The 21,829-nt window shown below is 70.9% G+C and carries 21 protein-coding genes; 8 read left to right on the top strand and 13 right to left on the bottom strand.

Annotation, left to right across the window (positions count from 1 at the left end):
- Positions 1 to 22: 22 nt before the first annotated feature.
- From boxB to AC07RM_RS10105, 3 genes are read left to right on the top strand one after another with little or no spacing between them, the layout of a single operon-like run.
- Complete coding sequence (gene boxB, locus AC07RM_RS10115) at positions 23 to 1,450, top strand: benzoyl-CoA 2,3-epoxidase subunit BoxB (protein ID WP_093343739.1); 1,428 nt, start codon at positions 23 to 25, stop codon at positions 1,448 to 1,450.
- A gap of 50 nt (positions 1,451 to 1,500) precedes the next feature.
- Positions 1,501 to 2,784 (top strand): benzoyl-CoA 2,3-epoxidase subunit BoxA, encoded by a 1,284-nt coding sequence (gene boxA / locus AC07RM_RS10110; RefSeq protein WP_495334365.1) that lies wholly within the window; start codon positions 1,501 to 1,503, stop codon positions 2,782 to 2,784.
- A 31-nt stretch (positions 2,785 to 2,815) separates the two neighbouring features.
- Positions 2,816 to 3,265 (top strand): MaoC family dehydratase, encoded by a 450-nt coding sequence (locus tag AC07RM_RS10105; RefSeq protein ID WP_495334364.1) that lies wholly within the window; start codon positions 2,816 to 2,818, stop codon positions 3,263 to 3,265.
- A 65-nt stretch (positions 3,266 to 3,330) separates the two neighbouring features.
- Here the strand turns inward: AC07RM_RS10105 and AC07RM_RS10100 are convergent, their stop codons facing one another.
- The 3 genes from AC07RM_RS10100 to AC07RM_RS10090 form a co-directional block, all read right to left on the bottom strand.
- Positions 3,331 to 3,987, bottom strand: a complete 657-nt coding sequence (locus AC07RM_RS10100; protein WP_495334363.1) for an adhesin — start codon at positions 3,985 to 3,987, stop codon at positions 3,331 to 3,333.
- 196 nt (positions 3,988 to 4,183) lie between these two features.
- Positions 4,184 to 5,197: an alpha/beta hydrolase family protein gene (locus AC07RM_RS10095; RefSeq protein ID WP_495334362.1), complete on the bottom strand. Its 1,014-nt coding sequence runs from the start codon at positions 5,195 to 5,197 to the stop codon at positions 4,184 to 4,186.
- Positions 5,198 to 5,345: 148 nt separating this feature from the next.
- Entirely contained in the window at positions 5,346 to 6,545 is a 1,200-nt protein-coding gene (locus AC07RM_RS10090) for a helix-turn-helix domain-containing protein (protein WP_495334361.1), read from the bottom strand.
- Between the two features lie 68 nt (positions 6,546 to 6,613).
- On the opposite strand from AC07RM_RS10090, the gene AC07RM_RS10085 reads away from it, so the two are divergent.
- From AC07RM_RS10085 to AC07RM_RS10075, 3 genes are all read left to right on the top strand, one after another.
- Complete coding sequence (locus tag AC07RM_RS10085) at positions 6,614 to 7,288, top strand: 4'-phosphopantetheinyl transferase family protein (RefSeq protein ID WP_495334360.1); 675 nt, start codon at positions 6,614 to 6,616, stop codon at positions 7,286 to 7,288.
- Positions 7,289 to 7,364: 76 nt separating this feature from the next.
- Entirely contained in the window at positions 7,365 to 7,823 is a 459-nt protein-coding gene (locus AC07RM_RS10080) for an Rrf2 family transcriptional regulator (RefSeq protein WP_093343749.1), read from the top strand.
- Entirely contained in the window at positions 7,816 to 8,760 is a 945-nt protein-coding gene (locus tag AC07RM_RS10075) for an NAD(P)/FAD-dependent oxidoreductase (protein ID WP_495334359.1), read from the top strand. Before AC07RM_RS10080 ends, AC07RM_RS10075 begins: the two co-directional genes overlap by 8 nt.
- Before the next feature lie 210 nt (positions 8,761 to 8,970).
- On the opposite strand, the gene fahA is transcribed toward AC07RM_RS10075, so the two are convergent.
- Genes fahA through AC07RM_RS10040 form a run of 7 tightly spaced genes read right to left on the bottom strand, consistent with a single transcriptional unit; the run spans position 8,971 to position 15,274 of the window.
- Entirely contained in the window at positions 8,971 to 10,305 is a 1,335-nt protein-coding gene (fahA, locus tag AC07RM_RS10070) for a fumarylacetoacetase (protein ID WP_495334358.1), read from the bottom strand.
- A gap of 13 nt (positions 10,306 to 10,318) precedes the next feature.
- Complete coding sequence (locus AC07RM_RS10065; RefSeq protein WP_093343754.1) at positions 10,319 to 11,125, bottom strand: cyclase family protein; 807 nt, start codon at positions 11,123 to 11,125, stop codon at positions 10,319 to 10,321.
- 56 nt (positions 11,126 to 11,181) lie between these two features.
- A complete protein-coding gene (locus AC07RM_RS10060) occupies positions 11,182 to 11,967 on the bottom strand; it encodes an ABC transporter permease (protein WP_398498275.1) in 786 nt (261 codons plus the stop codon).
- Positions 11,964 to 12,734 (bottom strand): ABC transporter permease, encoded by a 771-nt coding sequence (locus AC07RM_RS10055; RefSeq protein WP_495334357.1) that lies wholly within the window; start codon positions 12,732 to 12,734, stop codon positions 11,964 to 11,966. The genes AC07RM_RS10060 and AC07RM_RS10055 overlap by 4 nt, the downstream gene beginning before the upstream one ends.
- Positions 12,727 to 13,584 (bottom strand): ABC transporter ATP-binding protein, encoded by an 858-nt coding sequence (locus AC07RM_RS10050; protein WP_495334356.1) that lies wholly within the window; start codon positions 13,582 to 13,584, stop codon positions 12,727 to 12,729. The genes AC07RM_RS10055 and AC07RM_RS10050 overlap by 8 nt, the downstream gene beginning before the upstream one ends.
- The gene (locus AC07RM_RS10045) at positions 13,581 to 14,525 is read right to left on the bottom strand and encodes an ABC transporter substrate-binding protein (RefSeq protein ID WP_495321176.1); all 945 of its coding nucleotides are present in this window, start codon (positions 14,523 to 14,525) and stop codon (positions 13,581 to 13,583) included. The genes AC07RM_RS10050 and AC07RM_RS10045 overlap by 4 nt, the downstream gene beginning before the upstream one ends.
- On the bottom strand, positions 14,522 to 15,274 hold the full coding sequence (locus AC07RM_RS10040; RefSeq protein WP_296788579.1) for a TetR/AcrR family transcriptional regulator: 753 nt from the start codon (positions 15,272 to 15,274) through the stop codon (positions 14,522 to 14,524). The genes AC07RM_RS10045 and AC07RM_RS10040 overlap by 4 nt, the downstream gene beginning before the upstream one ends.
- A gap of 100 nt (positions 15,275 to 15,374) precedes the next feature.
- On the opposite strand from AC07RM_RS10040, the gene AC07RM_RS10035 reads away from it, so the two are divergent.
- A complete protein-coding gene (locus tag AC07RM_RS10035) occupies positions 15,375 to 17,369 on the top strand; it encodes an acetoacetate--CoA ligase (protein WP_495334355.1) in 1,995 nt (664 codons plus the stop codon).
- A gap of 7 nt (positions 17,370 to 17,376) precedes the next feature.
- Complete coding sequence (locus AC07RM_RS10030) at positions 17,377 to 17,835, top strand: YbaY family lipoprotein (protein ID WP_495334354.1); 459 nt, start codon at positions 17,377 to 17,379, stop codon at positions 17,833 to 17,835.
- A gap of 126 nt (positions 17,836 to 17,961) precedes the next feature.
- Here AC07RM_RS10030 and AC07RM_RS10025 read toward each other — a convergent pair whose 3' ends face one another.
- The 3 genes from AC07RM_RS10025 to AC07RM_RS10015 form a co-directional block, all read right to left on the bottom strand.
- Complete coding sequence (locus AC07RM_RS10025; protein WP_495334353.1) at positions 17,962 to 19,929, bottom strand: adenylate/guanylate cyclase domain-containing protein; 1,968 nt, start codon at positions 19,927 to 19,929, stop codon at positions 17,962 to 17,964.
- 188 nt (positions 19,930 to 20,117) lie between these two features.
- Entirely contained in the window at positions 20,118 to 20,828 is a 711-nt protein-coding gene (locus AC07RM_RS10020; RefSeq protein WP_495334352.1) for a 2OG-Fe(II) oxygenase, read from the bottom strand.
- A 66-nt stretch (positions 20,829 to 20,894) separates the two neighbouring features.
- Complete coding sequence (locus AC07RM_RS10015) at positions 20,895 to 21,827, bottom strand: AraC family transcriptional regulator (RefSeq protein WP_495334351.1); 933 nt, start codon at positions 21,825 to 21,827, stop codon at positions 20,895 to 20,897.
- Positions 21,828 to 21,829: the final 2 nt, after the last annotated feature.

Raw genomic sequence — 21,829 nt, 5'->3', positions numbered from 1 at the left:
CCGTACAACCCAAGGAACAACGATGAGCACGATCAACTACAGCGAGAAGATCCCCAACAACGTCAACCTCGGCGAAGACCGCACGCTGCAGCGCGCGCTCGAAGGCTGGCAGCCCAACTTCATCAACTGGTGGGACGACGTCGGCCCCGAGGGATCGACCAACCACGAGGTCTACCTGCGCACCGCCGTGAGCGTCGACCCGCAGGGCTGGGCCCAGTTCGGCCACGTGAAGATGCGCGACTACCGCTGGGGCATCTTCCTGAACCCGGGCGACGCCAACCGCGAAATCCACTTCGGCGACCACAAGGGCGAGAAGGCCTGGCAGGACGTGCCCGGCGAACACCGCGCCAACCTGCGCCGCATCATCGTCACCCAGGGCGACACCGAGCCCGCGTCGGTCGAGCAGCAGCGCCACCTGGGCCTGACCGCGCCGTCGATGTACGACCTGCGCAACCTGTTCCAGATCAACGTGGAAGAAGGCCGCCACCTGTGGGCCATGGTCTACCTGCTGCAGAAGCACTTCGGCCGCGACGGCCGCGAAGAGGCCGATGCACTGCTGCAGCGCACCTCGGGCGACGAGAACAACCCGCGCATCCTCGGTGCCTTCAACGAACGCACGCCCGACTGGCTCGCGTTCTTCATGTTCACCTACTTCACCGACCGCGACGGCAAGTTCCAGCTCTCCGCGCTGGCCGAGAGCGCCTTCGATCCGCTGGCGCGCACCACCAAGTTCATGCTGACCGAGGAAGCCCACCACATGTTCGTGGGCGAGAGCGGCGTGTCGCGCGTGATCGCGCGCACCGCGCAGGTCATGAACGAACTGAAGACCGACGACGCGCAGAAGGTGCGCGCGGCCGGTGCCATCGACCTCGGCACCATCCAGCGCTACCTGAACTTCCACTACAGCGTGACCATCGACCTGTTCGGCGCCGACCAGTCGAGCAACGCCGCCATCTTCTACAGCTCGGGCCTCAAGGGCCGCTACGAGGAAGGCAAGCGCACCGACGACCACGTGCTCAAGGGCCAGACCTACAAGGTGCTCGAGGTGAAGGACGGCCAGCTCGTCGAGAAGGACGTGCCGATGCTCAACGCGCTCAACGAAGTGCTGCGCGACGACTTCATCAAGGACTCGGTGGCCGGCGTCGGCCGCTGGAACAAGGTGCTCGAGAAGGCCGGCATTCCGACCCGCCTGGTCGTGCCGCACAAGGCCTTCAACCGCCAGATCGGCGCGCTCGCCGGCATCAAGATGTCGCCCGAGGGCCGCGTGGTGAACGACATGGAATGGGCTGCCAAGCGCGACGAATGGCTGCCGAGCACCGAAGACTTCGCTTTCGTGGCATCGTTGATGGGCCGCGTCATCGAGCCGGGCAAGTTCGCGGGCTGGATCGCGCCGCCGGTGATGGGCATCAACCGCCAGCCGGTGGACTTCGAATACGTCCGCTTCGGCTAAGCGCCTGGATATGAATCCCTCGTCCCCACGGCGAGGGGATGGAGAACAACATGGACATGGCCGTTGAAGCCGGGGTCATCAAGCAGCACCTGATCGACCCCGAGATCTGCATCCGCTGCAACACCTGCGAGGCCACCTGCCCCGTCAACGCGATCACGCACGACGACAACAACTACGTCGTGCGCGCCGACGTCTGCAACGGCTGCATGGCATGCATCTCGCCGTGCCCCACGGGCTCGATCGACAACTGGCGCACCATGCCCGTGGTGCGCGCCTACTCGATCGAGGAACAGCTCGGCTGGGAATCGCTGCCGGCCGAACTCACGCCCGAGGAGCTCGAGGCCGCGGGCGTGACGGCCGACGCGGCCGATGCCGCGGAGGTGGCCGAAGCGGTACCGGCGCAGGCCGCGAGCGCGGAAGCGGCCGAGCCGGTCTTCCACTCGGCCCAGTACGGCGCCACCGTGCCGCCGTGGTCGGCCGCGCATGCCTACACCAACCTGTTCCCGCCGAAGACCCCGACCACCGCCACCGTGGTGGGCAACTTCAACTGCACCGAGGCCGGCTTCGACAGCGAGACCCACCACATCGTGCTGGACTTCGGCGCCATCCCGTTCCCCGTGCTCGAGGGCCAGTCGATCGGCATCGTGCCGCCCGGCGTCGACGCCATCGGCAAACGCCACCACGCACGCCAGTACTCGGTGGCCAGCCCGCGCAACGGCGAGCGGCCCGGCTACAACAACGTCTCGCTCACCGTGAAGCGCGTGACCGAGGACCACCAGGGCAACCCGGTGCGCGGCCTGGCCTCGAACTACGTCTGCGACCTCAAGGTCGGCGACACCGTGCAGGTGGTCGGCCCCTTCGGCGCCTCGTTCCTGATGCCGAACCATCCGAAGTCGCACATCGTGATGATCTGCACCGGCACCGGCAGCGCGCCGATGCGCGCCATGACCGAGTGGCGCCGCCGGCTGCGCAAGAGCGGCAAGTTCGAGGGCGGCAAGCTCATGCTGTTCTTCGGCGCGCGCACGCAGCAGGAGCTGCCCTACTTCGGCCCGCTGCAGTCGCTGCCCAAGGATTTCATCGACATCAACCTCGCGTTCTCGCGCACGCCGGGAAGCCCCAAGCGCTACGTGCAGGACCTGATGCGCGAGCGCGCGGCCGACCTCGCCGCGCTGCTGAAGGATGGCGCCAGCCATTTCTACGTCTGCGGCCTCAAGAGCATGGAGGAGGGCGTGGTGCTCGCGCTGCGCGACGTGGCGCGGGACGCGGGCCTGGACTGGGACACCGTGGGCGCCGCGCTCAAGCGCGAAGGCCGGCTGCACCTCGAGACCTACTGATCTTCATCCTGGAGCCGGGTACGCTGCGCCGATGAAGTTCGCCGATTTCCACGCGGGCCAGGTCATCGAGGCCGGCCCCTACCTGCTCAGCGAGGAGGAGCTGGTCGGCTTCGCCCGCAGCTACGACCCGCAGTGGTTCCACACCGACGCCGAGGCCTCGCGCGAGAGCCCCTTCGGCGGCCTGATCGCGAGCGGCTGGCACACCTGCGCCATCGCGATGCGCTTGGTGGTCGAAGCCGCGCTCGCAGGCTCCGAATCCTTCGCCTCGCCGGGCCTCGAGCACGTGCGCTGGCCGAACCCCGTGCGCCCCGGTGACGCGCTGCGGCTGGTGGCCGACGTGATCGAGGTGCGCCGCTCCGAGAGCAAGCCCACGCTGGGCATCCTGCGCTGGCGCTGGCGGCTGTTCAACCAGCGCGAGCTGATGGTGCTCGATGTGGAGGTGACGAGCCTGTTCAGGCTGCGCGACGACACGTCGAACTGAGCGCGCACGAAAAAGGCCCGTGGCCTCGAAAGGGCCACGGGCCTTGTTGCACCGGGCGGGCGTGCTTACTTGCCCAGCTTCACGCCACCGCTGCCACCGGCCTGACCGGCCGCGCCGGCCCCGGTGCCGATCGGCTTGAGCGCGCCGCCCGCGGAACCGGCTGCACCGGTCACGCCGTTCACCGCGCCGCCGACGGTGTTGGTCGCACCGCCGAGCGCACCGGTCGCGCCATTGGCCGTGCCCGCCACGCCGCCGACCGCATTGGTGGCGCCGTTCACCGCCCCCGTGGCGCCGCCGACCGTGTTGCCGACATTGCCCACCGCGCCGGTCGCGCCGCCGAGCACGCCGCCCACGGCATTGCCGAGGCCGCCGCCGTTCGCGTTGCCCGAGGCATTGCCGCCCGCGCCGGCGTTGCCGCCAGCGCTCGCGCCATGGCCGTTCGCCTGGCCTGAAGCGGCAGCACCCCCGCCGGCGTTGGTTCCGGCATTGACGCCGGTGCCGCCGGCATTGGCGCGCGTCTGCGCCGCGGCATCGCCACGCGCGCCGGCCTGTGCGCCGCCTGCATTGCCGCCGCCCGATGCGCCGACCCCGGCGTTCACGCCCACGCCGACGCCGACGCCGACGTTCGGGGTCGAGACCTGTGCGCTTGCCTGAATGCCCGCGGTGGCCAGCAGGCCGGCGAGCAGGGCGCCGAAGACGATGCGATGGTGTTGTTGTTTCATGGCTGGGATTCCTTCCTTTTCGAGTGATACGGGGATCGCTGAAAACACAGAGCCGGCAGGGTGCCGGCTCGGAATGAAACATAGGGAAGGGCGCGGTGGGGGCCGTGAGCGCCGGGGCCGCGCCTGGCTGTGGGAGCTGTCCGTCGGCGGAATCGGAGGCTCGTGCGTTAGCCCGTTCGGCGCGGAAATGAGGTGTTCAAGGCAGAAGATGGCGGCTGAAGAAGGCCGTTGTTCCGGTTTCGGCCGCACGCACCGCCGCCCGGTCAAAGCCCGGCGGGTCGTTCAACAGGTCGCCGATCAGCCCATCGAGCGCCGGCGGCTGCGGTGACAGCAGCGAACCATGGCTGCCGAGTGCCAGGTCGGCCAGCAGTTCGCAGCGCGGCCGGCAGGCCGCCAGCACGGCGTCGCCATGAAAGCGCGGGATCAGCCAGCGGTCCTGCCGGGCACCGATCAGTGCCAGCGGGATGCGCGGCGTCACCAGCGAATCCAGGTCGAAATCGGCCGCGCCCGGCACGCCGGCCACCGCGGCCGCGAGGCGCGGGTCGTGATCCTCGCGCATCCGTGTGTCGGCCGCGAAGCGGTGGCGTATCACCGTGCGCGCACCCCAGCGCTTGAGGCCATCGAGCGGGCCGCCCGTGAGCCGCGTGATCAGCCCGACGCAGAACTGGAAATCCTCGTCCAGGTGGGTGTCGCAATGGCGCGCGAACGCCGCCGGCGACCAGCGCCCGCCCGCGAGGCTCAGTGCCGTGTGCCCGCCGGCCGAGATGCCGTAGAGGCCGACGCGGTCGAGCCGCAGCAGCGGAGCGAAGCGCGGGTCGCGGCCCACGGCGTCGATCGCGCGCGAGACCTCGGCCGGCCGCTGCGTCCAGCTGTCGGGGCCGGGGTCGCTGCCGTCGCGCGCGTTGTCGGCGCGGTGCTCGGGCATCGCGACCACGAAGCCGGCCGCGACCAGGCTGCGCGCCTGGTCCACATGCACCCACGGCGCACCGCCCGAGCCGTGCGACACCACGACGAGCCGGCCGTTGCTGCGCACGGGCGCCGCGCCGGGGGCGGCGTCGAAGGCGAAGGGGCCGCGCTGCACGCGTTGCGGCGGTGACTCGGCGGGATAGAACAGCGTGATGAGGCCATCGGTGGGGGTGGCGGGAAGCTGGTCAAAGCCGAGCGTGGCGGCCTGGGCCAGGCCGGTGAGGAAGGCGAAGAGCGCCAGCATGCCGGCAGCGAGACCGGCGATCCGGCCGAGCGATGAGCAACGGTGAAGCAAGAAAACTCCTGGTGATGGAACGAAGCCGGCACGATGCCGGCGCCGCCCGGGCCGCGTCTCGCCGAAAACCGCGACGGCGGCTTCGGGCCCGGCGATTTCAGGAATCGGCCAGCTTCTGCCGCCGGAATTCGGTCGGCGTGAGCCCGGTGGCGGCCTTGAAGGCGCGGTTGAACGGGCCGATCGACTGGAAGCCGGCCTCGAGCGCGATGCTCAGCACCGGCCGCTCGCGCTTCGCCGGATCGGCCAGCGCCGCCAGCGCTTCCTGCAGGCGGAAGCCATTGATGTAGGCGTTGAAGTTGCGGTGGCCGAGCCGCTGGTTGATGAGCCGGCGCAGCCGGTACTCGGGCACCGCGAGCCGCGCGGCGAGCTGGGCGATGCCCAGGTCTTCGTCGCGGTAGGCGCGTTCGGCCGTCATGAGGCGGTGCAGGGCGTCGGCGAGGCGGTCCTCGGCCGGGTCGACCTCGGGCGTGGGCTCGGGCGACGCCGCCGGGGCCGGATCGGCCGGCGCGGATTCGGTGCGCTCGACGCCGGCCTCGGAAACCGCGGTCGATTCGGCACCGGCCACCGGAACGAGGCCCGCCGCGGGTTCCATCGCAGGCAATGCCGGCACGGGCGTCGCGGCCGGGAACAGGTCCGACCCCGCGAGCCGCAGCATCCGCCAGGCGACCACCGCCACGATCGCCAGCAGCAGCGCGACGTCCAGCGTCGCCATCGTTCCGCTGAGCTGCCAGCGCGGCGACTGCCAGCGCGCGCCGATCATGGCGATGCTGTAGAGCGCGCCGGCCCCCACGATGAAGGCGCGCAGCCGGCGCCGCCGTTCCACCAGGTCGACACGCCAGCGCGCGGCCGCCGCGGCCATGGCCAGCAGCGCGAACACCAGCGGTGCCGCGCGCTGCAGGCCCAGCGCGAGGGGCGCGATCGCCAGGCCGCTTCCGACCAGCACGGCGCAGTTGGCGCCCGCGAGCAGCGCCACCGCGGCCCAGGCCAGGGCATGCAGCGGCCGCGGCGCGAAGTCGTCGTCGAACAGGGCCCGCGCGAACACCCAGAACAGCACCGCATTGCCCGCCGCCACCGCCACCAGCGGTGCCTGCCACAGCCGCGGCGCCCAGGCCTCGAAGGACGGCGTCGAGCCCGCCACCTGCAGCGCGAGGCCTAGCGCCAGGGCCACCCCGACGCGCGCCGCCGGCAGCCTCGGCCGGTCGCGGCCGAGCACCAGCGCCAGCAGGAGCAGCAGGGCGGTCAGCACGCCGCGCAGGGCGGCATCGAGCAGCAGGAGGGCGGGGTCGGAAAGAGGCATGCGGGCGCGGCGATGAAGGCGCAGTCGCCGCGGGCCGGACGATAGCAGCGCGTGCAAGACAATGCCGCATGCGCATCCTTCCCCTGGCCGATGCCGCCCTGCCGGCCGGCATCGAGCTGTTCCGTCTCGAGCTGGACCTGGCCACCGAACCCACCGCGCTGCGCGCCGCGCTCTCGAGCGACGAGGACGCCCGCCTGCAGCGCTTCGTGCAGCGTGCCGATCGCGTGCGCTTCGCCGCCGCGCGCTCGGCGCTGCGCCGCCTGCTGGCCGAGCGCATGGGCCGCGATCCGCTCGGGCTGCGCTTCGAGGCGGGCCCGCAGGGCAAGCCCTTCGTGCGCGAGGCGCCGCGCTTCAACGTCGCGCATTCGGGCACGCAGGCGCTGATCGCGCTGGCCGACCCCGCCGTGGGGCTCGAGGTCGGCGTGGACATCGAGCACCGCAGCGAGGACATCGACATCGAGGCCCTGGGCGAACTCGTGTTCACGCCCGCCGAGCGCGCCGCGCTGCGCGTGGCCGACGACCGGCTCGCGGCCTTCTACCTGCGCTGGACCGGCAAGGAGGCGGTGCTCAAGGCGATCGGCGTCGGCATCACCGAGCACCTGCAGTCGCTCGACATCGCGGCCGGTGCCGGCGCGGCGATCGACATCGTCATGCGCGTGCCGGACTGGCAGGCGGTGCGTGCGATCCGGCTCGATGCGCCCGCGGGCTATGCCGCGGCGCTCGCCTGGCATCCGGTGGCCTGAGCCGCAACCGCTTTTCCCGAAGGGGCTTTGGCCCGGCTTCGCCACGCCTTTCATTTCAAGCAACTCATAATGTTGCATGAAACGAGACAGCAAGCTTTCCGCCATCCTGCACGTGCTGCTGCACATGGCCGAGATGGACGAACCCGCGACCTCCGAATCGCTCGCGCAGGCGATGCACACCAACCCGGTGGTGGTGCGCCGCCTCATGGCCGGGCTGCGGCAGGCCGGCTTCGTGAGCTCGGCCAAGGGCCATGGCGGCGGCTGGGTGCTGTCGTGCCCGCTGTCGAAGGTGACGCTGGCCGACATCCACGCGGCCGTGGGCGCGCCCGCGCTGCTGGCCTTCGGCAACCGCACCGAGAGCCCGGGCTGCATCGTCGAGCAGGCGGTCAACACCGCCCTCGACGGCGCCTGCCGCGAGGCCGAGGCGCTGCTGCTCGCGCGCCTGGGCCGCATCACGCTGGCCGATCTCTCGAAGGATTTCCACCGCCGCATGCACGAAGGCGGCTTCACTGCCAAGGACATTGCCCATGCCTGATTCCACGAGTTCTCCCATCCCTTACGACGCGCTGATCGTCGGCGGCAGCTTCGCGGGCCTCTCGGCCGCGATGCAGCTCGCGCGCGCCCGCCGGCGCATCTGCGTGGTCGATGCGGGCCAGCCGCGCAACCGCTTCGCCGAGGCCTCGCACGGCTTCTTCGGCCACGATGGCGCGGCGCCGCTGGCACTGCGCGACCAGGCGCGCGCGCAACTGCTGGCCTATCCCTCGGTCGATTTCGTCGCGGACGCGGCAGAGACGGCGCGCGTGCTGCCGGCCGAAGAGGGCGACACCCGCTTCGCCGTCACGCTGGCGTCGGGCCAGACCCTGGTGACGCGCCGGCTGCTGCTGGCCACGGGCGTGCACGACCTGCTGCCCGAGGGCATCGAGGGCCTCGCGCCACGCTGGGGTTCCAGCGTGCTGCACTGCCCCTACTGCCATGGCTACGAGTTCATCGACCGCCGCCTCGGCGTGCTCGGCAGCGGCGAGCTGTCGGTGCACCAGGCGATGCTGGTGGCCGACTGGGGCCCGCTGACGCTGTTCACGCACGGCATGCCGCCGCTCGATGACAAGACGCGCGCGCAGCTCGATGCGCGCGGCATCACGATCGACACGGGCCGCGTGGTCGCGCTCGAAGGCCCCGCGAGCGCGCTCGAAGCGGTGCGCTTCGACGACGGGCGCCGGCTGCCGCTCGACGCGCTGTTCGTGGCGCCGGCCCAGCGCCAGGGCAGCACGCTGGCCGCGCAACTCGGTTGCGCCTTCGACGAGGGGCCGCTGGGCCTCGTGGTGCGCACCGATCCGATGATGAAGACGAGCACGGTGCCCGGCGTGTTCGCGGCCGGCGATGCGGCGCTCGCGATGCAGAACGCCACGCTGGCCTCGGCCGATGGCGTGCGGGCTGGAGCCTCGCTGCACCGCTCACTGATCTTCGGCAACTGAGGGCAGAAGAAGCTTCGTGGTCTTGATCGGCGCTCGCGCCAGGCGCCGATCCGGCGTGGCGGGCGCGGCAGGCCGGGGGCGAGCCGCCGGGCGCACGCGGGTGGTTGCGGGCGGTGCCGCACCCGCTTGCGAAATGGCTTGCCAGATCGACACCTGGATCGCCTCGGCGCGATCGCTCCTACGCGGCAAGTCCATGGACCGCGCTCCGCCTCAGCCGCGCGCCGGCAGCACCGTGCCGCGGCTCTCGCCGAAGCCGATGCGCGCGTGGCCGGGCTTCTCGCACCAGCCGCGCAGCAGCACGGCATCGCCGTCCTCGATGAAGCTGCGCTGCTCGCCGCTGTCGCCCAGCGCCACGGGCGTCTGGCCGCCGCGCGCGAGTTCGATGATGGCGCCGGCCTCGCCCTCGCCGGGGCCCGAGATGGTGCCGCTGCCGAACAGGTCGCCGGGGTTGAGCTGGCAGCCGCCCACCGTGTGGTGCGCCACCATCTGCGCCACGCTCCAGTACTGGTGGCGAAAGCTCGTGGACGACAGGCGCGACGGGCCGCGCTTCTCGGCGCGCGCCTTCTCGCTCTCGAGCCAGACCTCGAGCCGGATGTCGATCGCGCCGGCCTCGCGGTTGGCCGCATCCTCGAGGTAGGCCAGCGGCTGCGGATCGGCGGCCGCGCGCGTCCAGGGCTGGCGGTAGGGCGCGAGCGCTTCCATGGTCACGATCCACGGCGAGATCGTGGTCGCGAAGTTCTTCGCGAGGAAGGGGCCGAGCGGCGCCATCTCCCAGAACTGGATGTCGCGCGCCGACCAGTCGTTGAGCAGGCAGATGCCGAAGATGTGTTGCTCCGCGTCCTCGAGTGCGATGGCCTCGCCGTGCGCATTGCCGGTGCCGATCCAGACGCCGAGCTCGAGCTCGTAGTCGAGCCGCGCGCAGGCCTGGTAGGTCGGTGCCTTCGCGCCCGGCGCCATCGCCTGCCCCATGGGCCGGCGGAACTGCTGGCCGCTCACGCCGATGGTCGACACGCGCCCGTGGTAGGCGATCGGGATCCAGCGGAAGTTCGAGGTCACGTCGCCGCCGGGGTTCAGCAGGCGCGTGATGTTGAGCGCATGGTCGATCGAGGTGTAGAAGTCGGTGTAGTCGCCGATGCGCGCGGGGATCGCGTACTCGGCCTCGGCCTGCGGCACCAGGCAGGCGCGCACGGCCTGCACCGCCGCCACCGGCGCATCGTTCTTCAGCAGCGCGAACAGCGCATGGCGCAGCGTCTTCCAGGCGGCGGGGCCCAGCGCGAAGAAGTCGTTGAGCGCAGGTTGCGCGGCCGCCGTGGCCGCTTCGAGCGCGAGGCCGTCGAGCTGCTGCGCCTGCACCAGCGCGGCCAGGTCGAGCACCTGGTCGCCGATCGCGACGCCACCGCGAAAGGCTTCACTGCCGCCGGCGCGGCGGAACACCGCATGCGGCAGGTTCTGGATCGGGAAGTCGCTGCCGTGGGTGGCCGTGGGGTTGGCCGATTCGACCCAGCTGCGGGCGTGAACGTCGTGCGTGTGGTTGAGCGTGTGCATGAAAGAGGATTCCTTAGACCGAGGCCATCAATGCGTCGTCGAAGATCGCGACCGCGCGCGTCCAGCCGGCCGAGGCGCCGCGGATCTTGTGCGGGAAGCAGCTGATGAAGAAGCCCGTGGGCGGCAGCACCTCGAGGTTGTGCAGCTTCTCGATGTGGCAGTAGCCGATGTCGCGGCCGGCCTTGTGGCCTTCCCAGATCAGCGACGCGTCGTGCGTCTCGCCGTACTTCTTCGCGGTGTGGACGAAGGGCGCATCCCAGCTCCAGGCATCGGTGCCCGTGAGGCGCACGCCGCGCTCGAGCAGGTACATCGTCGCCTCGTAGCCCATGCCGGCGCCGGCCGAGACGTAGTCGGGGTTGCCGTAGCGCGAGCCGGCGCGCGTGTTGATCACCACGATCTCCAGCGGCTTGAGCGTGTGGCCGATGCGCTTGAGCTCGGCCTCGACGTCGGCCGCGCGCACCACGTAGCCGTCGGCGAAGTGGCGGAAGTCGAGCTTCACGCCGGGCTGGAAGCACCAGTCGAGCGGCACGTCGTGGATCGCGATCGCGGGCTTCTTCTCGCCCAGCGCCTTGTCCATGGTCGAGTGGAAGTGGTAGGGCGCGTCGAGGTGGGTGCCGTTGTGCGTGGACAGGTGCACCAGCTCGACCGCCCAGCCTTCGCCGTCGGGCAGGTCTTCCTTCTTGAGGCCGGGGAAGAAGGGCTCGATCTGTTCGTAGGTGTTCTCGTGGGTGAAGTACTGGATCTTCGGGCCGAAGGCCGGCGGGTCGGAGAGCACGTCGTTCTCCAGGAAGATCGAGAGGTCGACCAGTTTGCGTGGCATGGGTGGGCTCCTTGTGGGGTGTTCGTTCGAGCGGAGGGAAGAGAGGGAAAAGGAAATCAGGGTTGCTGCCAGCGCAGCAGGCGCCGTTCGGCCAGGGCCAGCAGCGCATTGCTCGCGAAGCCGATGAGTCCGAGCAGCACGATGCCGGCGAACAGCTCGCTGGCGCGGAAGGCGCGCGCGGCCAGCAGGATGGCCTGGCCCAGGCCGCTTTGCGAGGCGATCATTTCGCCCACCACCGCGACGATCAGCGCGATGGTCAGCGCGAGCCGCATGCCGGCCAGGATGTCGGGCATCGCATTGGGCAGGCCCATCTTCCAGACATAGGCCGCGCGCGACATCTGCAGGCAGCGCGCCACCTCGGCCAGGCGCGGCTCCACGGCCGCGAAGCCGTGCACCGTGGCCAGCAGCACCGGCCACATCGCGCCGAAGGCGACCACGAACAGCACCATGCCGGGGTTGAGCCCGAAGATCGAGATCGCCAGCGGCAGCAGCGCCGAGGCCGGCAGCGGGCGCACGAACTCCAGCGTGGGCTGGACCCAGGCACGCACCGCGGGCGAAACGCCGATGGCCGCGCCCAGCAGCACGCCGGCCAGCGAGGCCAGCAGCCAGCCCTGGACCATGCGGCCCACCGTCGCGCCGGTGAAGGCGAGCAGCTCGCCGCCGCCTTCGCCCGACAGGTTCAGTCCTTCGCGCAGGCTCGCGAAGGTGGCTTGCGGGGTCGGCAGGAATACGCGGCTGACCCAGCCCGCGTTGCTCGCGATCCACCACAGCGCGATCAGCGCCAGCAGCACGCCCAGCGCGCCGAATTGCTCCAGGCCCTTGCGTTCGGCGTGGCCGTTCATGACACGACTCCCATGCGGCGCGACACGCCGCGCTGCAGCCGCAGCATGGCCGCGTTGATCGCGAAGCCCACCACGCCGATCCAGCCCAGCCAGGCCAGCATCAGCGCGGGGTCGAAGCTCTGCTGCGCGATCATCATCGCGTAGCCCATGCCGTTGGGATTGGCCGCGATCTCCACCGTCACGGCCACCACCAGCGCCACCGCCACGCCGAGTCGCAGCGCGACGAACAGGCGCGGCACGATGGCCGGCAGCACGATCTTGAAGGCGCGTTCGCGCGCCGACAGGCCCAGCACGCGGCTGACCTCGAGCAGCCGCGGCTCGACCTGCTGCACCGCCGCCTGCACCAGCACCAGCAACGGCCAGAAGGTGGCGAAGGCGACGATCGCGAGCTCCATGCGCACGCCGAAGCCGAAGCCCAGCATCGCGAGCGGGATCAGCGCGACCGAGGGCACGGGGCGCAGCACCTCGATGGTGACCGAGCCGAGCCGGGCCGCGCGGCGCGACAGCCCGAGCACCAGCCCCAGCGCGATGCCGAGCAACGCGCCCAGCAGCAGGCCCAGCGCGGCGGTGCCGAGCGTGAAGCCGGTGGCCTGCCACAGCGAGCCGTCGAGCGCGGCGCCGGCGAAGGCCCTGGCCGCGGCGCTCGGCGGCGCCAGCGCATCGCTGCCCAAGGCGGCCGCGCGGCGCGCGTACCACTCGAAGGCGCCGATCAGCAGCGCCGGAAACACCCAGGGCCGCAGCGCGCGCAGGAGCCGGTTCTCAGTCATGGCCGTGCTCGATGAAGGCGAACAGCTCGCGCCGCAGCCGCAGGTAGTCGGGATGCTCCTTGGTCGTGAGCTGGTCGCGCGGGCGCGGGATCTTCACGTCGATCATGCGCGCGAGGCTGGGCCGGCCGGGACCGGGGTTGGCCTGCAGCGCGATCACGCGGTCGCCGAGGTAGATCGCCTCCTCGAGGTCGTGCGTGACGAACAGCACCGTGAGGCCGTCCTCGCGCACCAGCCGCGCGAGCTCGTCCTGCAGGCTCTGCCGCGTCAGCGCGTCGAGCGCGCCGAAGGGCTCGTCCATCATCATCAGCTCGGGCTTCTGCGCGAGGCAGCGCGCGATCTGCGCGCGCTGCTGCATGCCGCCCGAGAGCTGCACCGGGAACTTGTGGGCATGCTTCGCGAGCCCGACCTTGGCGAGCACGTCGGCGATGCGCGGCGCGCGCTCGGCCATGGGCACGCCACCGGCCTCGAGCGCGAGGCTCACGTTGCCCTCGACCGTGCGCCAGGGCAGCAGCGCGCGGCCGTAGTCCTGGAACACGAAAGCCACTTCGCGCGAGGGCTCGAGCATCTTCACGCCGTTGCGCCGCACCTCGCCCGCGCTCGCGGTGACCAGCCCGCTGGCCGCGCGCAGCAGCGTGGTCTTGCCGCAGCCGCTGGGGCCGACGATGCAGACGAATTCGCCGCGCGCCACGTCGAAGGAGGTGGGCGAGAGGATCTCGCGGCCCCCGAGGCGGATGGTCACGCCGTCGAAGCGCAAGAAGGGCGCGGCATGCCGCGCGGGGCCGCTGCCCGGCAGCGCGGCGCCCGACGACAGCGCGCTGCGCGCCAGGTTGGGAACGGGCGTCGCGATCATTTGGCCACCAGCTTCGCGACGTCGATGTCCGAGCGCAGCATGCCCTGCTCCTTCATCAGGCCGGTCCAGTAGGCGAGCTGCTTCTCGCTCGCCACCGGGCCCGGTGGCGAGATCTGGATCTTCGCGAGCACGTCGGCCGGCAGCCGGGTGTACTTGCCGATCGAGGCGCGCAGCTTCGCTTCGTTCTTCGGCTGCTGCATGAAGGCCGCGGCCTCGACCAGCGCCTCGCGGAAGGCGCGCGCCGCGCCCGGATTCTTCGCCACCCATTCGCGCTTGGCCGCGTGCACGATGGTCAGGTTGTTGTCGGGCAGGAAGGTCGAGTAGTACGAGGCCACGTAGCCCGCGCCGCTGTCGGTGATGCGGGTCATGAACGGGTCGGTCGACACGACCGCATCGACCGAGCCGCCGCGCAGCAGGTCGGCATGCTGCGGGAAGGCCGCCTCGACGAAGTTGACCTTGCGGTGGTCCACGCCGCTGTCCTTGAGCCAGGCGCGGAAGGTCACGTGCAGGAAGGCGCCCAGGCCCGGCACGCCGATCTTCCTGCCCACGCAGTCCTGCGCGCTCTTGATGCCGCTGCCCGCGCGCGCCACCAGGCCCGCGCCCGTGATGGTCTTCGAGGTGAGGCCGCCGCCGGCCACCACCACCAGGTCGAGCCCGCCGTCGACCGCCTGCAGGAACACCGAGGGCGTGGGGCCGCCGAGCTGCAGCGAGTCGGACTGCAGCGCCGCGGGAATGGTGGAGTTGAGCGGGATGAACTTGAGCTCGACCTCGAGGCTGCGCTTCTTGAAATAGCCTTCGTCGGCTGCCACGAACACCGAGGCGAAGTCGGTCACGGCCGTGTAGCCGAACACGATCTTCGTCAGGGGCTGGGCGCGCGCGGGCAATGCGGCGGCCGCCGATGCCGCGGCCAATGCTGACAGCAGGGTGCGTCTCTTCATCATGGTTTTTCTCTCCTGAGGGGTGCTTTCTTCTGGGGTGACTTGGCGCTCTTCGGCCGTGGCAGCGCATGGCGCAGGCCGCCGACGATGAAGTTCACGAGCATCGGCGCCATGGCCGGATCGCCGGGCGTGTTCTCGCCGCGCGACAGGCGCGCGATGCGGCTGCTGTTCAGGTGGTTCATGAGGGCGCCGAGCGCGAACTGGTAGCCCCAGGCGACTTCGCCGCGCGTGGCATGCGGCAGCACGACGTGCAGCGCATCGATGAAGGCCTCGGCCAGCGGATCGAAGTAGGCGCGCAGCACGCGGTCGGCCTCTTCGGTGGTGTTGGCGAGTTCGCGCGCCACCAGCAGCGCGTAGTACTCGCCCTCGGGGCTCGCGCGCAGCGCCAGCACCGGCGTGGTGAAGGCCTCGATGATGCGCGGCAGCGTGCGCGCGTCGTCGGGGTCGAGGTTCACCGCCGCCAGCCCCGCGAGCCGCGCCTCGATCGAGGGGGCCCAGTGCTCGAAGATGGCGTGGAACAGCTCGTGCTTCTGGCCGTGGTAGTAGCCCACCAGCGCCAACGGCACGCCGGCCTCCTCGGCGATCTGGCGGATCGTCACCGCGTGGTAGCCGTGCTGCGCGAACAGCTTCTCGGCCGCCAGCAGGATCGCCTGCCTGCGGTCGGGCCGTGCCGTCTCGATGGCGACTGCGGCGGCGGACGATGCGCTCGGGCGCGCGGCGCGGCGCTTGGCGGTGGGTGTGCGGGTGCTCATGGAGGCGTATTGAACACTTGTACAAAAATGTTGAACACGCGTACAAACCCTGAGGTCAACCCCTCTTGAGCGCACTCCGTCACGGCGCTACGCTCGCTCCATGCCCGCTCCCAACATCCCCCAGATCCGCCTCTATCAAGACTGGCTGCGCGAGACGCGCGGCCTCGCTTTCGACAGCTACGACGCCCTGTGGCGCTGGTCCGTCACCGAGCTCGATGCCTTCTGGCAGAGCATCTGGGACTACGCCCGCATCGAGTCGCCCACGCCGCACACGGCGGTGCTCGCCGAGTCGCGCATGCCGGGTGCGCGCTGGTTCCCCGGGGCCCAGGTCAACTATGCGCGCGAGGTGTTGCGCCACGTCGACGCGGCCCATGCGGCCGGCATGCCCGCGATCGTCAGCGACAACGAGCGCGGCGAGGTGCGCGAGCTGTCGTGGCCCGAGATGCGGCGCCAGGTCGCGTCGGTCGCGCTCACGCTGAAGTCGCTCGGCGTGAAGCGCGGCGACCGCGTCGCGGCCTACATGCCCAACGTGCCCGAGACCATGGTGGCCTTCCTGGCCTGCTCGAGCATCGGTGCGATCTGGAGCGTGTGCGCGCCCGACATGGGCACGGCCGCCGTGGCCGACCGCTTCCGCCAGATCGAGCCCACCCTGCTGATCGCGGTCGACGGCGTGCACTACGGCGGCAAGCCGCTCGACCGCAGCGCCGTGCTGCAGGAACTGCGCGAGCAGCTGCCGAGCGTGCGCCGGCTGCTGCTCGTGCCCTCGCCCCATGCCACGGGCCAGGTGGCGCACGACGTCGACTGGGCCCGGGCCACCGCGCGCGACGACGCCGAGGTCGCCGCCTTCGAACCCGAATCGCTGCCCTTCGACCATCCGATCTGGATCGTCTACTCGAGCGGCACCACCGGCCTGCCCAAGCCCATCGTGCACGGCCAGGGCGGCATCATCCTCACCATGCATGCCTGCGGCCTGCACAACGACGTGGGCGCGAGCTACGGCGCCAACAACTTCGGCGAGCGCTACCACTGGTACAGCTCCACCGGCTGGGTGATGTGGAACTCGCAGCTCTCGGGCATGGCCTTCGGCGCCACCATCTGCATCTACGACGGCAACCCGGCCGGCAGCAAGGAGAAGCCCGACTGGGGCGTGCTGTGGCGCTTCGTCGCGCGGCACGAGGTCACCTTCTTCGGCGCGGGCGCGGCCTACTTCAGCAACTGCATGAAGGCCGGGCTGGTCGCGAAGGACTGCGGCGACCTCTCGCGCGTGCGCGCGCTCGGCAGCACCGGCTCGCCGCTGCCCGAGGAGGTGCAGCGCTGGGGCACGCAGCAGTTGCTCGACGCGGGCTCGAAGGACGTGTGGTGGTGCAACATCTCGGGCGGCACCGATTTCTGCGGCGCCTTCGTCGGCGGCCACCGCGAGCTGCCCGAGGTGCCGGGCCAGATGCAGTGCCGCGAGCTCGGCCATGCGGTCGAGGCCTGGAACGAGCAGGGCCAGCCGGTGATCGGCGAGGTCGGCGAGCTGGTCTGCACCCAGCCCATCCCGTCGATGCCGCTCTACTTCTGGGGCGACGAGGGCAATGCGCGCTACGTCTCGAGCTACTTCGACACCTACCCCGGCGTCTGGCGCCACGGCGACTGGATCCGGATCGGCAACGACGGCGGCTGCATCATCTACGGCCGCAGCGACGCCACCATCAACCGCCAGGGCCTGCGCATGGGCACCAGCGAGATCTACAGCGCGGTCGAGGGCCTGCCCGAGGTGCTCGACTCGATGGTGGTCGACCTCGAGTACCTGGGCCGCGAGAGCTACATGCCGCTGTTCGTGGTGCTGCGCCCCGGCGTCGCGCTCGACGATGCGGTGCGCGCGCGGCTCAACCATGCGATCAAGACCTCGCTGTCGCCGCGCTTCGTGCCCAACGACATCTTCCAGGTGGCCGAGATTCCGCGCACGCTCTCGGGCAAGAAGCAGGAGCTGCCGATCAAGAAGCTGCTGCTGGGCCAGCCGATCGAGAAGGTGGTGAACCGCGAGGCGATGGCCAACCCCGGCAGCCTCGACTGGTACGTGGCCTTCGCGGCGCAGCGCGCGTCCGTATGATGGCGCGATGCTTTCCAGACGCAACGTATTCCTTCTCGCAATCGCCACCGGCGTGGCCGGCGCCGCGCTCCTGAGTGCCTGCGCGGCCTCCTCCCCGTCGGCGCCTTCGGCCTCGGCCGCGCCGCTCGTCGTGAGCGGCACCGTGAGCTACCGCGAGCGCATCGCGCTCGATCCCGCCGCCGAGGTGCGCGTGCAGCTGCTCGACGTCTCGCGCATGGACGCGCCCTCGGTCGTGCTGGCCGAGCAGCGCATCCGCGCCGACGGCCGCCAGCCGCCGTTCGCCTACACGCTGCAGGTCGACGCGGCGCGCATCGATCCGCGCATGCGCTACGCCGTGGCCGCGCGCATCGTGCGCGGCGAGCAGCTGCTGTTCATCAACGACACGCAGTACAGCGTGCTCACGCAGGGCCAGGGCACGCGCGCGGACCTGGTGCTGGTGCGCGTCACGCCAACGCCGCCGCGCTGAGTTTCACGAGGTGTGAAGAAACCGTAGCGAGCGCCCCGAGGTCGCGCCGAGGACCGGAGCCGTACCTTGTACGGTGAGGACCGCAGGTGCGAGATCGGGGCGCGCAGTAGGTTGATTCACACCTCGTCAGGCCAGCAGCTCGTAGAGCACCATCTTCGTCTGCCGGCCGCGCAGTTCCACCTGCTCCTCGACGCGGCGCGTCGCGAGCCGGCCCTTGATCCCGGCATGGGTCACTTCCGACACCAGCAGCTGGGTGCCGAGCTGCTTGTTGATGCCCTCGATGCGGCTCGCCACGTTGATCACGTCGCCGAAGGCCGTGTACGACAGCCGGTCGTTCGAGCCCAGCACGCCCGCGATCACCATGCCGGTGTGGATGCCCACGCGGGTGCGGAACTCGGGCAGCGCCTGGCTGTGCCACTGGCGGTTGAGCGCGCGCATCTCGGCCTGCAGCTCGCGCGCCGCGAGGCAGGCCTTGTACTCGGCATCGGGCAGGTCGGCGGGCGCGCCCCACAGCACCATGATCCCGTCGCCGATGAACTTGTCGATCACGCCGCCATGGCGCGCGAACACGCGCGCCGCGAGGTTGAAGTAGTCGGTGAGCTGGCCCACCAGCACGGCCGGCGGCATCGACTCGGAGATGCTCGTGAAGCCCTCCACGTCGGTGAACATCACCGTCACGCGGCGCGGCGAGCCGTTGGGCGCGAGCGCATGGCCCTGCGCGATGAGCTGGTTGATCACGTCCACCGGCACGAACTTGCTGAAGGCCTTGAGGCTGCGCGCCGACTCGTCGAGCGCCTGGTCCAGGTGCTGGATCTCGAGCACCCGGCTCGGCTCGCGCGGCAGGCTGTCGAGCTCGAGCATGCCGATGCGGCGCGCGATGCGCGACAGGTTCTCGACCGGCGCCGTCACCAGCTTCGAAAGCCGCAGCGAGATCGCGAGCGCCACCGCGAGGAAGCCCAGCACCAGCAGCATCGACCATAGCACCGCACGGCGCAGGTCGCCGAGCAACGCGTCCTCGGGCACCCAGCTCACCAGTTCCCAACCCGTGATCTCGATGCGCGAGGTCTGCGCCAGGTAGCGCCGCCCTTCGTGGCGGAACGAGAAGGCGGTGTCGGCCGCGTGGCCCGCGGTGCCGTCGTTCACCATGTGCTGGTGCAGTTCTCCGAGCACGCCCGTGGGCGCCTCGAGCTGGTGCCGCACGCCCGGCATGTCGCTGCGCGCGAGCACGCGGTGGTCGGCCGACAGCAGCGCGCTGCCGCCGAAGCCGCTGCTGCTGAACTGGCGCACGAAGTCCGAGAGCCGGCCCAGCGACACGTCGCCGGCCACCACCAGCGCCTGCGGATTGCCGTCGGCGTAGCGGCGCCGGCTCGGCAGCGCGTAGGTCACGCCGAGTTCCTGCGCGGCCGCGAAGACATAGGGCTGCGTCCACACCGGTCCCTTGGCCGCGCGGGCCCCGATGTACCAGCTGCGCGTGCGCGGGTCGTAGTCGCTCTGGAAGGCCTCGAGGCGGATCGTCTGGTAGCGCTGCTGCGGCTCGGCATCGACCTCGAGCGGGCGCTTGTACTGCCAGGTCTCGGTGGTGATGCCGCGCTCGGGCGCGATGTGGCGGATCGCCGGCGCGGGATAGCGCAGCGCCATCAGCATCTGGCCCTCGTCGTTCGCGACGTAGAGGCTGTCGAGCTCGGGCGACTGCTGCAGCATGGTCCAGAGCATCTCGGCCGTCCATTCGCCCTGTTCGCCCGCGGGCCGCAGGCTCGGCGTGCCGGCGACCGCGCCGACCACCGACTCGGCCTTCGAGAGGAAGGCGTTCACCTTGTCCTCGGTGCGGTCGTGGTTCGACTTGTGGGCCGACACCCCGATGCGCGAGACCAGCCGCTGCGAACCCCAGTAGCCGAGCGAGACCAGCAGCAGCGATTGCGTGAGCGCGACCACGCTCACGATGGTGCCCACGTCGACCCGGAAGTGACGGGTACGGCGCCGCGAAGGCGCCGGGTTCGAGGCGAAGCCGAAGGTCCATGGCCGTGTGACAGACGCGGTCGCTTCGGAAGACGGCCGCGCGGCCGGGTCCGGCGCGCCGGACGGATATCTGTTCATACTGCTCCCTGTCTGCCCAAGCGCATCCGCGGCCGGAGGGCCACGGATCGGCAGCCGGCGGTCTCGCTGTCCGATCAGTGCGTCGGAAATGCTGGCGAGTGCCGGATGCGGGGCGGATTCTCGCTCCACTCCCTCGAAGCGGGCGAAAGCTGTGCCGGGACAGTCGGAGATTCGGCGACGCCGCGCGCCTACTGGGCGTCGTGGAAGATCAGCCCCAGCGTCTGGCGCCGGCCCGAGCGCACGCGGCTCACGCCATGGCGCATCGTCACGCGGTAGCTGCCGCGCGTGCCCGCCACGGGCCGCTGGTTGACCGCGAAGATCACGGCCTCGCCCTGCGCCAGCGGCACCACCTCGGCGCGCGACTGCATGCGCGGGCGCTGCTCGGTCAGGACGAACTCGCCGCCCGTGAAGTCCTCGCCGGGCCGGCTCAGGAGCACCGTGAGCTGCAGCGGGAACTGCAGTTCGCCGTACAGGTCCTGGTGCAGGCAGTTGTAGTCGCTCTCGTCGTAGCGCAGCAGCAGCGGCGTCGGCCGTTGCTGGCCGGCCGCGTGGCAGCGCGCGAGGTAGTCCGCATGCGTGGCGGGATAGTCCGCCGGCAGGCCCATCGCCCCGGCCCAGGCATTGGCCAGCGGCGCGAGTCGTTCGTAGAGCGCGGCGCGCCACGCCGCGACCGGCTCGGGCAGCGGATAGGCGAGGTACTGGTATTCGCCCTGGCCGAAGCCATGGCGCTGCATCACCACGCGGCTGCGGAAATGTTGTGGTTCGTCGTACATCGCGGCCAGCGCCGCGCACTGGCGCGGACCGAGCAGGCGGCCGGTGGTGGCGCAGCCGCGCGCGGCGAGGTCGGCTTCGATGCGGGGCCAGTCGAGCGCATCGATCACGGAAGCGGGAGAAGGCATGGGGCGAGTGTGGCGCGGCCGGCGGGCGCGGGCTCGCCGTTTCCGGACGCGGCTTTCAGGCCGCGCTCAGAGCGGCGCGATCGGAATGCAGATGTCGCATTCGAAGGCGTGCGTGTTGTCGTCGTAGGCGTAGCTCGCCGCGTAGTGCTCGAAGGCCGGCCGGTTGTCGAACTGGAAGCCGCTGCCCGGCAGCCAGTCGCGCAAGAGGCGCGTCCAGGCCGTGTTGATCTCGGCCGGCAGGCCATGGAAGCGAAGCGCCGCATAGCGCCCGCCCGGCAGCACCGTCTTCTGGAAGCCGCCGTCGGGCACGAAGTCTTCGGGCACCTCCACGCAGGCGTCGTAGCGCGACTGCTCGGGCGGCGTGATGCTCGGGTCGTCGTGGCTGATGCCGTAGCGCGCGCCCGACCACAGCCGGTGCCGGGTGATCCAGGGCGCCACCTGCTCGCCCCAGAACGCGCCCACGGGCGCGCCGAACGGGCCGACGTAGCGCAGGTAGGCGATGGTGACGGGCGGGCGGATGATCAGTTCGACGTTCATGGGGGGCTCCGGGGAAGCCGCGCCGTCGGGATCGCGGCGCGGACCGGGCCCCTTCTTCGTGAAGCCGTGCCGTTCGATCTGATCGGGATTGCTGTTCGCCTCGGGCAGCAGCGACCAGTCGTGGGCCGCGCGCCAGCTGCTGGGCGCGCTGCCGAAGCGCGCGCGGAAGGCGCGCGAGAAGGCCTCGCCCGAGCCGAAGCCGACCGACACCGCGGCCTCGAGCACCGACAGCCGCGGCTGCGTCGCGAGCCGCAGCGCGGCCACCTCGAGCCGGCGCCGGCGCACGTAGTCGCCCAGCGTCTCGCCGGCCCAGGCCGCGAACAGGCGATGGAAATGGAAGGCCGAGAAATGCGCGACGTCGGCCAGCTCCGCGAGGTCGAGCGGGCGCTCGAGGTGGTCGTCGATGTGCGTCACCACCTTGTGCATGCGCCACTCGTACTCGGACCGGCTGTCGCGCGGCATCG

The sequence above is a fragment of the Variovorax sp. GW821-FHT09B05 genome (assembly GCF_059418265.1).
This window is presented reverse-complemented; position numbering and strand designations above follow the sequence as displayed.